The 15,503-nt window shown below is 71.8% G+C and carries 14 protein-coding genes; 7 read left to right on the top strand and 7 right to left on the bottom strand.

Features of this window, described 5'->3' with window-relative positions; all coding sequences use genetic code 11:
• Positions 1-100 precede the first annotated feature (100 nt).
• From Cco03nite_RS40310 to Cco03nite_RS40320, 3 genes are all read right to left on the bottom strand, one after another.
• Complete coding sequence (locus Cco03nite_RS40310) at positions 101-1,030, bottom strand: RIO1 family regulatory kinase/ATPase domain-containing protein (protein ID WP_203699327.1); 930 nt, start codon at positions 1,028-1,030, stop codon at positions 101-103.
• 298 nt (positions 1,031-1,328) lie between these two features.
• Entirely contained in the window at positions 1,329-1,997 is a 669-nt protein-coding gene (locus Cco03nite_RS40315) for an HAD family hydrolase (protein ID WP_203699328.1), read from the bottom strand.
• An 83-nt stretch (positions 1,998-2,080) separates the two neighbouring features.
• A complete protein-coding gene (locus tag Cco03nite_RS40320) occupies positions 2,081-3,484 on the bottom strand; it encodes a DUF2637 domain-containing protein (protein WP_203699329.1) in 1,404 nt (467 codons plus the stop codon).
• Positions 3,485-3,693: 209 nt separating this feature from the next.
• Between Cco03nite_RS40320 and Cco03nite_RS40325 the strand changes: the two genes are divergently transcribed.
• From Cco03nite_RS40325 to Cco03nite_RS40345, 5 genes are all read left to right on the top strand, one after another.
• A complete protein-coding gene (locus Cco03nite_RS40325) occupies positions 3,694-4,266 on the top strand; it encodes a TetR/AcrR family transcriptional regulator (protein ID WP_155386832.1) in 573 nt (190 codons plus the stop codon).
• Positions 4,267-4,778: 512 nt separating this feature from the next.
• Positions 4,779-5,537 (top strand): dimethylargininase, encoded by a 759-nt coding sequence (ddaH, locus tag Cco03nite_RS40330; RefSeq protein ID WP_203699330.1) that lies wholly within the window; start codon positions 4,779-4,781, stop codon positions 5,535-5,537.
• A 47-nt stretch (positions 5,538-5,584) separates the two neighbouring features.
• Positions 5,585-6,511, top strand: coding sequence for a TIGR04222 domain-containing membrane protein (locus Cco03nite_RS40335; RefSeq protein ID WP_239168056.1), 927 nt, complete (start codon positions 5,585-5,587; stop codon positions 6,509-6,511).
• The gene (locus tag Cco03nite_RS40340) at positions 6,508-7,347 is read left to right on the top strand and encodes an MbnB/TglH/ChrH family RiPP precursor modification enzyme (protein WP_203699332.1); all 840 of its coding nucleotides are present in this window, start codon (positions 6,508-6,510) and stop codon (positions 7,345-7,347) included. Before Cco03nite_RS40335 ends, Cco03nite_RS40340 begins: the two co-directional genes overlap by 4 nt.
• Complete coding sequence (locus Cco03nite_RS40345) at positions 7,344-7,814, top strand: SCO6045 C-terminal-like domain-containing protein (protein ID WP_203699333.1); 471 nt, start codon at positions 7,344-7,346, stop codon at positions 7,812-7,814. Before Cco03nite_RS40340 ends, Cco03nite_RS40345 begins: the two co-directional genes overlap by 4 nt.
• Positions 7,815-7,990: 176 nt before the next feature.
• Here Cco03nite_RS40345 and Cco03nite_RS40350 read toward each other — a convergent pair whose 3' ends face one another.
• From Cco03nite_RS40350 to Cco03nite_RS40360, 3 genes are all read right to left on the bottom strand, one after another.
• Positions 7,991-9,898, bottom strand: coding sequence for an ABC transporter ATP-binding protein (locus Cco03nite_RS40350; protein ID WP_373314447.1), 1,908 nt, complete (start codon positions 9,896-9,898; stop codon positions 7,991-7,993).
• 285 nt (positions 9,899-10,183) lie between these two features.
• Positions 10,184-10,936, bottom strand: coding sequence for an enoyl-CoA hydratase/isomerase family protein (locus Cco03nite_RS40355; RefSeq protein ID WP_203699337.1), 753 nt, complete (start codon positions 10,934-10,936; stop codon positions 10,184-10,186).
• Between the two features lie 45 nt (positions 10,937-10,981).
• On the bottom strand, positions 10,982-11,209 hold the full coding sequence (locus tag Cco03nite_RS40360; protein ID WP_120315961.1) for a helix-turn-helix domain-containing protein: 228 nt from the start codon (positions 11,207-11,209) through the stop codon (positions 10,982-10,984).
• Positions 11,210-11,346: 137 nt separating this feature from the next.
• Here Cco03nite_RS40360 and Cco03nite_RS40365 point away from each other — a divergent pair, with 137 nt between their 5' ends.
• Positions 11,347-12,660 carry a glycosyltransferase family protein gene (locus tag Cco03nite_RS40365; protein ID WP_239168057.1) on the top strand — a complete coding sequence of 438 codons (1,314 nt, stop codon included), beginning with the start codon at positions 11,347-11,349 and terminating at the stop codon, positions 12,658-12,660.
• Positions 12,661-12,697: 37 nt separating this feature from the next.
• Here the strand turns inward: Cco03nite_RS40365 and Cco03nite_RS40370 are convergent, their stop codons facing one another.
• A complete protein-coding gene (locus Cco03nite_RS40370; protein WP_203699334.1) occupies positions 12,698-14,296 on the bottom strand; it encodes an ABC-F family ATP-binding cassette domain-containing protein in 1,599 nt (532 codons plus the stop codon).
• Positions 14,297-14,448: 152 nt separating this feature from the next.
• On the opposite strand from Cco03nite_RS40370, the gene ypfJ reads away from it, so the two are divergent.
• Positions 14,449-15,483 carry a KPN_02809 family neutral zinc metallopeptidase gene (ypfJ, locus tag Cco03nite_RS40375; protein ID WP_203699335.1) on the top strand — a complete coding sequence of 345 codons (1,035 nt, stop codon included), beginning with the start codon at positions 14,449-14,451 and terminating at the stop codon, positions 15,481-15,483.
• The last annotated feature ends 20 nt before the right edge of the window (positions 15,484-15,503 follow it).

Consider the following 15,503-nt stretch of genomic DNA (forward strand, 5'->3'; position numbering starts at 1 on the left):
CCGTGCGCCGTGCGCCGTGCGCCGTGCGCCGTGCGCCGTGCGCCGTGCGCCGTGCGCCGTGCGCCGTGCGCCGTGCGCCGTGCGGCCGGAACGGCGGCGGTCAGGTCCGCAGGCCCGCTTCGGCCATCAGTTCGGCGGTGACAGCCGCCTCGTCCACACCGGACAGGCCGCGGGCGGTGAACCAGGTCGCGACGTTGTGCACGTCGCGGGCCAGGAAGCGTTTGCCCTGCGGGTTGGCCACCACGTCCACGATCTGCGGCAGGTCGATGATGACCAGCCGCCCCTCGTGGACCAGGATGTTGTACGGCGACAGGTCGCCGTGCGCGAACCCGGCCCGGGCCAGCACGGTCAGGCCGAGTACGAGCTGGGACCACAGGTCGGCCAGGCCCGCCTCGTCGGTGCGCACCTGGGCGAGCCGGGGCGCGGCGGTGCCGTCGGGCGCGCCGATGAACTCCTGCAGCACCTCGGTGCCCAGGATCTGCACCGGGTACGGCGTGAACGGCGCGACGTCGAGCTGCTGCGCGATCTCCCACAGCCGCGCCAGCGCGCCGAACTCGGCCGCGGCCCAGGTCGCCGCGATGGCCTCCTTGCCGAAGGCGCTGCGGCTGGCCATGGCCCGGTTGACGCGGGACTCCTTGACCCGGCGTCCTTCGAGGTAGCCGGCGTCGCGGTGGAACATGCGGTGGTCGTGGCTGCGGTAACGCTTGGCCGCCAGCAGGCAGCCGCGTTCGGTGCCGGGTACGTGGCGGTGCAGCAGGAAGACGTCGGCCTCCTTGCCGGTCTTCAGCACTCCGCGTTCCACGTCGACCGCGGCCAGCTCGGTGACGAGCCAGTCGGGGTGGGGCTCCGGTCCGCGTTCGGTGGGCGTCGACAGGTCCCAGGTGGACCAGCGGTCACCGAATTCGGGCTTGTCGGGGGTTTCGTCCCACTCGACTTCTTCGGCGTACGACTTCTCGAAGGTCAGTTCGTCGTCGTCGAAACGGTTCCGGCGGTTGCCGCGGCCGGCGCGCGGAAAGTCGTGCTCTCGCACTGGAAAAGCTCCTCGGTCGGAGAGAAGAAGAAAGAGGCGGAATGCGCGCAGCGCACAGCGACGGCAACCATTCGGCTCAACCCCCTTCTCTCTCGACCCGGGCAGTTCCCGGGATCACGCACAACGCGGACGAGTCTTCCGCCGACCCCCGCCCCCTGTCAACCGATTTTCCGCAGCGACCCCCATCACACCCGCCGGCGCGCCATCGGCCCGGCACACCACTGATCGATCATGAAGTTATGGCCGCGACACACCGCCGAGCCGTGCCATAAGTTCATGATCAACGTGCGGGAGCCGGTCAGCGGGCCATGCGGTGTGGGGGGTCGGCGGCCAGGACGGCGGCTACGGCTTGGATGGCGCCCTCGACGATGCGGGTGGGGCCGAAGCGGCGTTCGGTCCACTGGCGGCCGCGGTGGATCCAGACGCTGGGGATGCCGATCGTCGTCGCGCCGCCGATGTCGGCTTCGGGGCTGTCGCCGATCATCCAGGCGCCGCGCAGCCGCATCCGGGCCCGCTCCGCGGCGATCTCGAAGATGCGCGGGTTGGGTTTGCGGCAGTCGACCTCCTGCGAGACCACCCAGTCGGCCACGAAGCGGTCCAGGCCGGTACGCCGGATCTTGGCTTCCTGCTGGCGGGTCTCGCCGTTGGTGACTATCACCGGCACCCAGCCGGCCTCGGCGGCGATGCGCAGCGCGGCGCCCACCATCGGGTCCAGCCGAGTGGCCTCGATCTGCCCCTCGTGCAACTCCTCCACCAGGTCGACGACGGAGTTGCGCAGTCGATAGCGGTCGCGGATCGCGTCGGCCAGGTCCCAGCGCGAGGTCAGGCCGTCCGCGTCGGCGTCCACCAGCCAGTCGATGTCGTACGGCGGGGCGCTGATCTCGGACAGGAACCGAGTACCCCACATCCGGAAGGCGCCCTCGCGGTCGACCAGTGTGTTGTCGAGGTCCAACAGCAACAGAGGCACGCGGGCACCTTACGTGACTCAGGACACGCTGGTGAAGCCCCCCGTTGTGCGGGAAACCTCGCGGTAACGAAATCGATGCCTGCTCACGCCAGATCCGCGTCCACGCCGATGGTGTCCCGCTGGCGAACTGCCTTGATCTGGTTCCTGGCCCAGTTCTCGCTCGGCGTGCGCCCGTACTCCTGGGCCGTCCACTCCCGGACGAAGTTCGGGCTGACCTGCTCGCCGCGCGCCAGCGCCTCGCCGATCATGCGCTGGACCGGCTCCTGGAGGTGGTTGAGCATGCCGCGTGAGGTGATCTCGCTGGTGTCCGACAGCGGCCGGTGACCCATCGGCTCGCGGCCCGTCGGGGCGCTCCACGCCGACTCCAGGGTGGCCCGCAGGTCCCGGCCCAGGATCGTGCCCCGGTCGTCACGCTCGGGAACGAGGTCCTGGGACACCGGCTCCGGCTCCGCCTGGTGGGGCGCGGGGGGCGGCTCGGGGAAGGCCTCCGGCTGGGGCGTCGGCTGGTACACCGATTGCGGCTGGTACGGCTGGTAGCCGTTCGGCTGGTGCCCGTTCGGCTGGTGCCCGTTCTGATGCTGCGGCGCGGACTGGTGGGGCACGGGCAGGTGCGGCACCTGCGGCGACGAGCCCGGCGCGGCCCCGGAACGCCAGCTCGCCGAGCGGGCCCGGCGCACCTCGGCGCGGGCGTGCACCTCGACCAGCTTGGCCTGCTGCTCCTCCCGGACCAGCTGCGCGCCGTACAGGCGGCGCTGGCGCTTGGCCTCGCGGGTGTCCTCCAGGTGCGTCAGCGCGTTGCGCACGCTGGGCCGCATCCCCTCGGCGGGCGGGTGCACGATCCAGGCCCGGCGGGCCGCGAACGTGGAGATCGGCGCGTAGAACCAGCGCTGGCCGAAGCGCGGGTAGCGGGTCTTGAGCGCCACCTCGTCGTCGTAGCCGGCCATGAACTGGTCGAGCAGCTCGTGGAACATCGCCATGCCCGCGAAGGACAGGAACGCCAGGTAGAGGCCCGCCCAGATGGACCACTTGTCGCGGCCGTGCACGAAGTTCAGGGTCGCCGACACGGTCGCGGCGGCGAGCACGATCTTGTACGCCCGGCCGGGGTGCCGCCCGCGTTTGACCGCGACGAACGCCCACGCGCCGAAGGAGATGCTGATGCCGTCGAGGCTCAGCGGCACCAGGATGTTGGTCCAGTGGTCCCAGCCCATGACGTCGTTGGCGAAGCCGGTGAGGCCGATGAAGGACACGCCCATCACGGCGAGCCAGACCAGCAGCGTCGGGATCAGCGCGGCCAGGAACAGGCCGGTGTCCTTGGCCTTGTCCGCGCGGGTGGCGTACGCCCCCGGGTTGGCCAGCCGCATGCCCCGCCGCCGCCCGGCCGAGCGCGCCAGCGGCACCCCGATGAGCAGCGAGATCGTCAGGATCGAGACCACCAGCACCATCACCCACGTGTCCACGTAGGTGGTGGTCAACAGCTCCAGGTCCACAGGTCGCACCCTCCCCGGCGGCCGCAGACCCTTGGCCTGCAGGCGTTTCGCACGGCGTCGCCATACTGTCCCCGACGCTCAACGCACGCCGGGCCGCGGAGGATTCTTCCATGCGCGGGTTCCGCGCGCATCGCGTCGTAGATCCGTCACGCGTGGTCAAGCCGTACGTACGGATTGCATGTGCGGGGCCGACCTGCGAAGATCGGCATGTGCCCAGGGTGAGTCAGGATCAGCTCGACGCGCGCCGCCACGAGATCCTCGCCGCGGCCCGTGCCTGCTTCGCCCGTTACGGCTACGAGGGCGCCACGGTGCGCCGCCTGGAGCAGGCGACCGGATTGTCCCGGGGCGCGATCTTCCACCACTTCCGCGACAAGGACTCGCTGTTCCTGGCCGTCGCCGAGGACGACGCGGTCGAGATGGCCGCCACCGTCGCCGCGAACGGCCTGGTGCAGGTGATGCGGGACCTGCTGGCCCACGCCCAGGACCCGGACGCGGCCGGCTGGCTCGGCACGCAGCTGGAGGTGGCCCGGCGGCTGCGGACGGATCCGGCGTTCGCCAAGCGGTGGGCCCAGCACAGCGAGGCCATCGACACCGCGACCCGCGAGCGCCTGCAGCGCCAGGCGGGCGCGGGCGTGCTGCGTGAGGACGTGCCGCTCGACGTGCTCGCGCACTTCCTGGAGCTGGCGTACGACGGGCTGGTCAAGCGGCTGGCGATGGGCGGCTCGGCCGACGACTTCGGCCCGGTGCTGGATCTGATCGAGGAGACGGTCCGCCGCCGCTGAATCGGGCTGCCCGACAGCGAAGCGGGCGTAGCGACGGCCGAGGCGACGCCGAGCGCCCGATTCGGCTTCTGCGGGCGAAACGGCGCGACCGCCACAGAAAATGACGAAACCCGGGGGTTCCGCGCGGGTGCGCGGGCCGGCTGGACAAACCGGACATTCCCCCGGGAATCGGGTGGCTCCCTTGGATTCGCCAGGGCCGCTGACACACGGCCTCGACGCTCCAGTCGAACCTTCAGGTATCGACAGAAGTGCAGTCGATGACAGCCGCCTAGCGGGCAGCCACCTCACGTGTCCTGTAGCTACTCAAAGCTGGACCACCTCCTTTCCCGTGTACCGCCGACATTAGCCACGAGATCCAGGGATCGACAAGATATTTTCTGGCGGGCCTCCGGGGCGCTACAGTGCGAGCCCATGGGCGCCCTCAAACCTTGGCACGTGCTGCTCGGCGGCACCGTCTGCTGCGCCACCGTGGTGGTGGTCGCGCTCGTCGTCTTCCTGGTAATGCGTAAGAGATGAGAACCGCCCTGGTCCGCGAGCCGAGTTCCCGGCTCGCCGACGGCATCGTGACCCACATCGGCCGCAGCGAGATCGACCTGTCCCTGGCCCGCGCCCAGCACATGGCGTACGCCGACGCGCTGGCCTCGGCCGGCTGGGCGGTCTACCCCGCCCCGGCCGCCGACGACTGCCCCGACTCGGTGTTCGTCGAGGACACGGTGGTGGTCGTCGACGACCTCGCCGTGCTGACCCACCCCGGGGCCCCGGCCCGCCGGGGCGAGGTCGCCGGGGTCGAGCAGGCCGTGCTGGAGCTGGGCCTGCGCACCGCGCATATCACGGAGCCGGGCACCCTGGAGGGCGGCGACGTGCTCCAGGTCGGCACGACCGTCTACGTCGGACGCGGTGGGCGCACCAACGCCGAGGGCATCCGGCAGCTGCGTGACCTGCTCACGCCGCTCGGCCGTACCGTCGTCGCGGTGCCGCTGGGCGAGGTGCTGCATCTGAAGTCCGCGGTGACCGCGCTGCCCGACGGCACCTTCCTGGCCCTGCCGCGCCTGGTCCCGACCGGGCTGTTCCCGGCGGTACGCCCGGTCGAGGAGGAGGGCGGCTGCCACGTCGTGCCGCTCGGCGGCGACCGGGTGCTGCTGGCCGCGTCCGCGCCGCGTACCGCGGAAATGCTAGGGGATCTGGGGTTCACCCCGGTCGTGGTGGACATCGGCGAGTTCGAGAAGCTCGAAGGCTGCGTCACCTGCCTGAGCGTGCTGGTCTCCCGCTGATTGCTCCGATGGTCCATCATGAGGGCTCCCTCGTCGAAGGAGCTCCCATGGCGGACACCTGGGGCATCCCCGGTCCCACCTTCCTGCTGCTGTTCGCGCTCGCCGCGGCGGTCGTCCTGGTGGGCACGCTGATCCACCGGTCCCGGCTGTTCGCCGGCCCCGGCCAGGTCCGCGTGGACCAGCTGTCGCCGCAGCACACCGCATACCTCAACGGCGGTGCGGCGCTGGCGGTGTACTCCTCGCTGACCTTCCTGCGCCAGAGCGGCGTCGTGGCGGCCGACGAGGCCGGGCGGCTCACCCGCACCGGCGGCCTGCCGCCGGGCGCGACCCCGCTGGACGCGGCCGTGCTGCACGCCGTGGGCAACGGCCAGCGGGTCAAGGACCTGCACACCGACCGCTCGGTGGCCGAAGCGCTGGCCTCGATCGGCGAGGAGCTGCGCCGCGGCGGCCTCACCGTCGGCCCCGACGTCGTCTCCCGCGCCCGGCGCGGACCGCTGCTGCTGCTCGCCCTGTTCGCGGTGGGCGTGGTCCGGATCATCGCCGGGATCGGCAACGACCGCCCGGTGCTGTTCCTGGTGCTGCTGGTCATCCCGGTCGGCATCCTCGGCCTGGTGCTGTTCGCCCGCAAGCCGCGGCGCACCAAGGCCGCCGAGAGCGCGCTGTTCCAGGCCAAGCGCCACTTCAACCACCTGCGCCCGGCGTCACGGCCCGCCTGGAACACCTACGGCCCCGCGCAGACCGCGCTGGCCGTCGGCCTGTTCGGCACCGCCGTGCTGTGGGCCGCCGACCCGGCCTTCGCCGGGGAGACCGAGATCCCCGAACGCGACGACACCAGCGGCGCGTACGGCCCCTACTACGGCGGCTCGGACGGCGGCGGATCGAGCAGCGGCGGCGACAGCGGCGGCTCCTCCTGCAGCGGCGGGTCCTCGTGCGGCGGCGGGGGCGGGTGCGGCGGAGGCGGGTGCGGCGGATGACGCCGCTGGCCGGACGGGGCGTCGGCATCGGCTGGCGCCCCGAGATCTCCGGCTTCGTCGCCGAGCTGCCCGGACTGCGCTTCGTCGAGGTCATCGCCGAATCGCTGCCGCACTCCGGCGAACCACCCGAGGCGCTGGCCCGGCTGCTCGCGGCCGGGGTGGCGGTGGTGCCGCACGGCGTGAAACTGTCCCTCGGCGGGGCCGAACCGGTCGACCCGCACCGGGTCGAACACCTGGCGCAGGCCGCCCGCGCCGTCGGCGCGCCGCTGGTCAGCGAGCACATCGCGTACGTCCGGGCGGGCGGGGTCGAAGCCGGTCACCTGCTGCCGCTGCCCCGTAGCCGCGAGGCCGTCGACGCGGTCGTCGCCAACGTCGCGCGGACCACCGCCGAACTGGACGTGCCGCTGGCGCTGGAGCCGATCGCGGCGCTGTTCGAGTGGCCCGACGACGAGCTGACCGAGGCCGAGTTCCTCACCGAGATCCTGGAACGCACCGACGCGCTGCTGCTGCTCGACATCGCCAACGTGTACGCCAACGCGCTCAACCGCGGCGAGGACCCCGCCGACCTGCTGACCCGGCTCCCGCTGGAGCGCATGGCGTACGTCCATGTCGCCGGCGGCCGGCTGCACGAGGGCCGCTACCACGACACGCACACCGACCCGGTGCCCGGCGAGGTGCTGGAACTGCTGGGCGAGCTGTGCGCGCGGCAGCGGCCGCCGGCGATCCTGCTGGAGCGCGACGGGCACTACCCGCCCGCCGCGGCGCTGCGCGCCGAACTCGACGCGCTGTCCGCGGCCACCGGCTACCCGGCGATCACCGGAGCGGCACACACATGACCGGCCTCGGCAGATCCGGCAGCAGCCCGGCGGTCGGTGCCGGGCTCGCGCGGCGGCAGGAGGAGCTGGTCCGAGCGCTGGTGGCGGGAGCTGCCATGCCGGTGGGCTTCGACGTCGCGGCGGTGGCCGCGACGCAGACCGCGCTGCTGCGCAAGCGGGCCGAGGACGTCGCGCGCACGTGGCCCCGGCTGGCCGCCTCGGCCGGGCCCGGGCAGTGGACCCGGGTGTTCTCGGCCTGGGCGGCAGGACGCGCACCGCAGGGCTCGTTGCGCGACGGGTGGGACTTCGCCCTGGCCAACCCACCCCGCGACACTGCGGCGCAGCGGGAACTCGCGCTCCGCGAGCTGCTCTGGGCGTACGACGGCGAAACCGCCCCCCGCGCCCGCCGCGGCCCCACCGCCCGCCTCCACGCCGGCGAACTCCTCCTCCGCTGGCGCGGCCGCGCCCACACCTTCCGCCTACGCTGACGCGCCCGCCCCGCACGCTGCGGATCTAGATGACTTGTTGTCGTCCCAGCGACAACAAGTCATCTAGATCCAGTCCTTGCTGATCGGCTTCGAGAGTGATCACGGTGCCAGGGCCACGACACGCCGTCGAACCTGCCCATAAGTTCATGATCAACGCGACGGGGCGCGGGGCGCGGTCAGGCGGGGGTGTCGGCGAGGTGGGGGGAGTCGGTGGGGCGGGGGCGGGGGGAGTCCGCTCCGGCGAACTGGGTGCGGTAGAGGTCGGCGTAGAGGCCGCCGGAGGCGAGCAGTTGCTCGTGGGTGCCGCGTTGGACGATGCGGCCCTGGTCGAGGACGAGGATCTGGTCGGCCTCGCGGACGGTGGACAGGCGGTGCGCGATGACCAGGGCGGTGCGGCCCGCCAGGGCGGTGGACAGGGCCTGCTGGACGGCGGCCTCGCTCTCGGAGTCCAGGTGTGCGGTGGCCTCGTCGAGGATGACGATCGACGGGGCCTTCAGCAGCAGCCGGGCGATGGCGATGCGCTGCTTCTCGCCGCCGGAGAAGCGGTAGCCCCGTTCGCCCACCACGGTGTCCAGCCCGTCGGGGGTGGCCCGGACCAGGGTGTCGATCTGCGCGGCCGCCAGCGCGGCCCACAGCTCGTCGTCGGTGGCGTCGGGCTTGGCGTAGCGGAGGTTCTCCGCGATGGTCTCGTGGAACAGGTGGGCGTCCTGGGTGACCACGCCGATGGTGTCGCGCAGCGACTGCAGGGTGGCGTCGCGTACGTCGACGTCGCCGACGAGCACCGTGCCGTCGGTGACGTCGTACATCCGGCTGACCAGCATCGAGGTGGTGGACTTGCCCGCGCCCGAGCTGCCGACCAGCGCGACCATCTGGCCGGGCTCCACGGTGAACGAGACGCCGCGCAGCACCGGTGCGGTGGCGGTGCGTTCCAGGGTCGCCACGTCCTCCAGGGAGGCCAGCGAGATCTCGGCCGCGGTCGGGTAGCGGAAGGCCACGTCCCGGAACTCGATCTTCGAAGCGCCCTTGGGCACGTCGACGGCGCCGGGTTTCTCGGCGATCGCGGGCGGCAGGTCGAGCACCTCGAAGACCCGGTCGAAGGAGACCAGGGCGCCCATCACGTCGATGCGTACGTTGGACAGCGCGGTGATCGGGCCGTAGAGGCGTACCAGCAGCAGCGCCAGCGCGACGACGTCGCCCGCGTCGAGGCTGCCCTGCACGGCGTACCAGCCGCCCAGGCCGTACACCAGCGCCTGGGCGAGCGAGGCGACCAGCATCATGGCGGCGAAGAAGGTGCGGGAGTACATGGCGCTCTGCACGCCGATGTCGCGGACCCGCCCGGCCCGCTCGGCGAAGCGCGTCGACTCCGTCTCGGGGCGGCCGAACAGCTTCACCAGCAGCGCCCCCGCGACCCCGAAGCGCTCGGTCATGGTGGCGTTCATCTTCGCGCCGAGGTCGTACGACTCCTTGGTGATCTCGGCCAGGCGGTGGCCGACCCGCCGCGCGGGCAGGATGAACACCGGCAGCAGGATCAGCGACAGCACGGTGATCTGCCAGGACAGCGTCAGCATGACCAGCACGGTCAGCACGAGCTGGATGATGTTGCCGACGACGCCGGACAGCGTCGAGGTGAACGCGCGCTGCGCGCCCAGCACGTCGTTGTTGAGCCGGCTGACCAGCGCGCCGGTCTGCGCCCGGGTGAAGAACTGCACCGGCATGCGCTGCACGTGGTCGTACACCTGGGTGCGCAGGTCGAAGATCAGGCCCTCGCCGATACGCGCCGAGTAGAAGCGCTCCACCAGCGACAGCCCCGCGCTCAGCAGGGCGAGCGCCGCGATGACCACCGCGATGGTGATGACGGTGCGGCCCGCGTCGGGGGCCATGACCCCGTCCTTCGGCGTGATCGCGCTGACGACCCGGCCCGCCAGCAGCGGCGTGACCACGCCGATGACCGCGCCGACCACGATGGTGACCAGGAAGAAGACGATCTCCCGCCGGTACGGCCGGGCGAAGGACAGGATCCGCTTCGCGGTGGGCTTGCCGATCTTGCGGTTCTCGACGCTCTGCCCCCGGCGCATGGACCGCATCAGCGTCTCCATGCCGCCGCCCCCACCCGGATAACTCACCGGTGAACCTCCCGCTGTGAAAGACCAGACGTGCCGCTCAACGTGCCCGGCCGAACGAAAATTCCTTAGCCCGGCTCATTAACTATTCCGCAGGCGCGACAATGGCACACGACCGGATCCGCCCGCTCACCGGAAAGGAGGGGGCGGCCGTCTTTTCCACCATGACGAATCAGCCGCTGGTATGACGCCCGAAAGAGTGGCGTGACGGGATGAAAAGCGGACGGCGGAACGGATATCGCCGGAAAGTCACTCGCCCAGACCGGCCAGATCGCGGATGCGGCGGGTCTGCGCCTCGCGCTCCGCGCGCTCCTGCTCCGGGAAGGTCTGGCCGCTCGCCGCGGCCAGCAGGGCCTTGATCTCGACGACCGCGTCGCGCGGGGCCGCCAGCACCGCGTTGGCCAGATCGGCCGCGGCCGCGTCCAGCTCGTCGCGGCCCACCACGAGGTTGACCAGGCCGATCCGGTCCGCCTCGGCGGCGGTCACGCGGCGGCCGGTCACGCACAGCTCCAGCGCGCGGGCATACCCGACGAGCTCGACCAGGCGCTTGGTGCCGGTGAGGTCCGGCACGAGCCCCAGCGTCACCTCCGCCATCGCGAAGAGGGCGTCGTCGGCGGCGATCCGCAGGTCGCAGGCGAGCGCGAGCTGGAAGCCCGCGCCGATGGCGTGGCCCTGCACCGCGGCGATGGTGATCAGATCGGGCCGGCGGAGCCAGGAGAAGGCCTGCTGGAAACCGGCGATCCGGTCCGCGCACTCCTCCGGGCTGACGGTCGCGAGCTGCTGGAACTCGCCACCCTGCACCACTTTCAGATCGAGGCCCGCGGAGAAGGACCGCCCTTCCCCGCGTACGACCACGACGCGCACATCGCCGGCAAGCCCCCGTGCGGCGTCGGTCAGACCTGCCCAGAGCTCGGGGGTCTGCGCGTTGCGCACCTCCGGGCGGTCCAATGTCACCGTCGCGACCGGACCGTCCTGGCTGATGCGAAAGCCGGCCGCTGCCATGTCAGACATCAACCGGCTCCCATTGCTCGGCGTGGCGCGGGCGAATCATGCCTTCTTGCGCCGGCGGGCTCCGCCGCGCTGACGCAGCGCGACTCCGGACTCGGTGAGCACCCGGTGGATGAATCCGTACGAACGGCCAGTCGACGCGGCCAGCGCGCGGATGGACTCACCCGACGTGTAGCGCTTCACGAGGTCCTTGGCGAGCGTCTGGCGTTCGGTCCCGACGATCCGGCGACCCTTCTCGGTGGTGGTAGCTGTGCCGGTGGCTGCCATGTTGAAATCCTCACGTCCCGGACGATGCGGTTTGCGGTCCAACCTATTAGACCGCCTCCGACGATCATGCGCTAGATATCAATTCCATGCCAACCGACACGCACGGTGCTGTCGGGTACCCGATAGCGTGTCTCGCCGTGACCACCGTCGACCCCCTGAGCGCCCGGAACCGCGAACGCCGAGACCTGTTCGGCTGGTTCGTGCTGGTGAGCATCGGCCTGCTCGCGACCTGGCTGGCGGTGCGCGCCGGAGCCCGGCTGGGCACCGCGAGCGCGCCGTTCCTGGGCCGCTACCGCTTCGAACTGTCGCCGATGTCGTTGCTGGCGCCCGTCGTCGCGGTGGCCGTGCTCGGCGCCGCCTGGCGCGGCTGGATCCATCGACTGCCGTGGTGGGCGGTCAGCACCGGCGCGACGGTGGCGTTCTTCGCCTGGGCCGTCTCGCTCGCGCTCGTCGACGGCACGGACGGGCTGACCCGCTCGCTGACCCCGGACAGTTACCTCGGCGACGTGCAGGAGGTCGGTGACGACCCGCTGGCGTACCTGCGCAGCTTCACCGACCGCTCGGCCGAGCACACGGCGGCCACCCGGGGGCACCCGCCCGCGCCGGTGCTGGTGCTGTGGGCCGCGCAGCGGCTCGGGGTCACCGACCACCTGGCGCTGGCGCTGCTGGTGACCGCGATCGGGGCGCTGTCGGTGCCGATGGTGCTGGCCGCGGTGCGGGACATGGGCGGCGAGGCCGCCGCGCGGCCGTACGCGCCCGTGCTGGCGCTCGCGCCGTACGCGGTGTGGACGGCGGTGTCGATGGACGCCGTGGTGGCCACCATCGGCGCGGCGATGACGCTGGCCGGTGTGCGGGCCACCCGCCGCCACGGCTGGCGCGCCGCGGCCTGGGCGGTGCTGGCCGGGCTGCTGCTCGGCACGGCCGCGCTGTTCTCGTACGCCGTCGCGTGGCTCGGGCTGTCCGTGGTGTTCCTGAACTTCGCCCGGCGGCGGGCCGCCCTGAACATGTTCGCCGGGCTCGGGGTGCTGCTGCCGGTGCTCGGCGCGGCCCGGCTGGGCTTCACCTGGACCGACGGGCTGGGCACGGCGTACGCCGACTTCGCCGCGCGCATCGAGCCGCACCGCTCCGCGCTGTGGTGGGGCCTGATCAGCGTGTGCGCGCTGCTGCTGGCGGTCGGGCCGCCGCTGTTCGCGAGCCTGCGCAAGGTGCGCAACACCCCCGGCTGGCCGTTCCTGGTCGGCGCGTCCGGGGCGGTGCTGTTCTCGGTCGGGGCGGGGCTGGCCCGGGGCGGGGTGGAGCACGCGTGGCTGCCGTACTTCCCCTGGCTCACCATCGCCGCCGTCGCCCCCGAACGCCCCGGCGGCGACCCCGTCCCCGCTCCCCTGCTCCTGGTCGCCGTCGGCGCCCTCTCCGCGATGATCATCGAAGCCGTCCTGTCGACGCCCTGGTGACCCGCCCGCGGCCCGTCAAGCGCCGCAAAGGGAAGGGTCAGGCGAGTTCGACGAGTTCGAGGAGGTCGTCGGACCAGGCGTCCTCGTCGCCGTCGGGGAGGAGGATGGCGCGGTCGGGTTTGAGGGCTGCTACGGCGCCGGGGTCGTGGGTGACCAGGACGATCGCGCCGGGGTAGCGGGCGATGGCGTCGAGGACCTGCTCGCGGCTGACCGGGTCGAGGTTGTTGGTGGGCTCGTCGAGCAGCAGCACGTTCGCACCGGAGCAGACCAGGGTGGACAGTGCCAGGCGGGTCTTCTCGCCACCGGACAGCACGCCCGCGGGCTTGTCCACATCGTCCCCGCTGAACAGGAACGCGCCCAGGATGCGGCGCAGTTCCGTGTCGGTCTGCTCGGGGGCGGCCGAGCGCATGTGGTCGAGGATGCTGCGCTCGACGTCGAGGGTCTCGTGCTCCTGGGCGTAGTAGCCCAGGCGCAGCCCGTGACCCGCCTTGACCTCGCCGGTGTCCGGCTCCAGGATGCCGGCGAGCATCCGCAGCAGGGTCGTCTTGCCCGCGCCGTTGAGGCCCAGGATGACCACGCGGGAACCGCGGTCCACGGCGACGCTGACGTCGGTGAAGATCTCCAGCGAGCCGTACGACTTGGACAGTCCCTCCGCCGTCAGCGGGGTCTTGCCGCAGGCGGCCGGGGTCGGGAAGCGCACCTTCGCCACCTTGTCGGTGGCGCGCACCTCGTCCAGCCCGGAGATCATCTTCTCGGCGCGCTTGGCCATGTTCTGCGCCGCGATCGTCTTGGTGGCCTTGGCGCGCAGCTTGTCGGCCTGCGCCATGAGCGCGCCGGCCTTCTTCTCCGCGTTGGCCCGCTCCCGCTTGCGGCGGCGCTCGTCGGTCTCGCGCGCCTCCAGGTACGTCTTCCAGCCCATGTTGTACGCGTCGACGACCGAGCGGTTGGCGTCGAGGTACCACACCTTGTTCACGACCGCGTCCAGCAGCGAGGCGTCGTGGGAGATGACGATGAGCCCGCCCTTGTGGCCGGCGAGGAAGCCGCGCAGCCAGGTGATGGAGTCGTGGTCGAGGTGGTTGGTCGGCTCGTCGAGCAGCAGGATGCCGCCGCCGGTCTCCGAGGCGTCGCGGAACAGGATGCGGGCCAGCTCGACCCGGCGGCGCTGGCCGCCGGAGAGCGTGCCGAGGGTCTGCTGGAGCACCCGGTCGGGCAGGCCCAGGTTCGAGCAGATCCGGGCCGCCTCGGCCTCGGCGCCGTAGCCGCCGAGCGCGGAGAACTGGTCCTCCAGCTGGCCGTAGCGGCGCATGAAACGCTCGTCGTCGGCGAGCTTGCCCTCCAGCTCCTTCATCTCGTTGCGCAGCACGTCCAGGCCGCGCGCGGAGAGCACCCGGTCGCTGGCGGTGACGTCCAGGTCACCGGTGCGCGGGTCCTGCGGCAGGTAACCCACCGGCCCACGGGTGTCGATCTTGCCGGCGTACGGGGAACCCTCGCCGGCGAGGACCTTGAGCGTGGTGGTCTTGCCAGCCCCGTTGCGCCCGACGAGACCGATGCGGTCGCCGGGCTGCACGCGCAGGGTGGTGTCCCCCAGCAGGATGCGCGCGCCCGCGCGCAGTTCCAGACCGGTGGCCGTGATCATGAATTGCTCCCAGGTCAGGGGTGGGCCACCGGGTGGCTTCGGGAAGGAGCCCCCAGTCTACCGAGCACCCCGACCCGCCCTGCCACGGCATTTACCCCGGAGACGACCTGATTTGGGTGTGATTCGCCACAAAACTGCCTACGCTGGCGAACGTGAGCATCAACGAGAACGCCGAACTCGACCCGTCACAGGTCGAGGACATGCGCGGCGCCGGTGGCGGGCGCGGCGGAGGCGGCTTCAACTTCCCGCCCATGGGCGGCGGGGGCGGCGGAGGTGGTGGGGGCGGCGGCATGGGCGGCGCGGGCTGCCTCGCCGGACTGCTGCCGTTGCTCATGCGCAGCAAGATCGGCATGGCGGTGCTGCTGGTCGGCGCGCTCTGCGTCGGCTTCCTCATCTGCACCGGCGGCGGCTCCAGCCTGTTCAGCGGCGTCGGCGGGCTGACGCCCGAGCAGCAGCAACAGCCGGGCCCGAACGACGTCAACAGCACCACGCTGGCGCAGCAGTGCGACAAGTCGAACCCCAACCGGTTCGACAACCCGGCCTGCCGCAACCTGCTCTACATCAACTCGATCCAGGCGTACTGGCGCTCAGCAATGCCGCAGTACCTCGGCCAGCAGTACCAACCGGCGACCACCCGGTTCTTCACCGGCTCGGTCAACACCGCCTGCGGCCCGGCGACCGCCGGTGTCGGCCCGTTCTACTGCCCCGGCGACAACCACGTCTACATCGACCTGAGCTTCTACGACGAGCTGGCCAGCCGGTTCGGCGCCAAGGGCCAGTTCGCCCAGGCGTACGTGCTCGCCCACGAGTACGGCCACCACATCCAGACCCTGCTCGGCACCGAGGCGCAGGTGCGCCGCGCCCAGCAGCGCGACCCGGCCAACGCCAACAAGTACTCCGTCGCGATGGAACTGCAGGCCGACTGCTACGCCGGAGTGTGGGCCAACTCGGCCGCCAAGACCACCGACGCGACCGGCCAGCCGCTGTTCAAATCCATCACCCAGCAGGACATCGACCAGGCCCTGGAAGCGGCCGCGGCCGTCGGCGACGACGCCATCCAGCAGAAGGCCACCGGCCGCATCAACCAGGAGGCCTTCACCCACGGCTCCTCCGCCCAGCGCCAGCAGTGGTTCAACCAGGGCTACCGCACCGGCGACCCCCGCCAATGCAACACCTTCGCCGGCTGACCCACGCCCTTCGAGATCAT

Origin of the sequence: Catellatospora coxensis (genome assembly GCF_016862635.1) — a bacterium.
GTDB classification, from domain to species: domain Bacteria; phylum Actinomycetota; class Actinomycetes; order Mycobacteriales; family Micromonosporaceae; genus Catellatospora; species Catellatospora coxensis.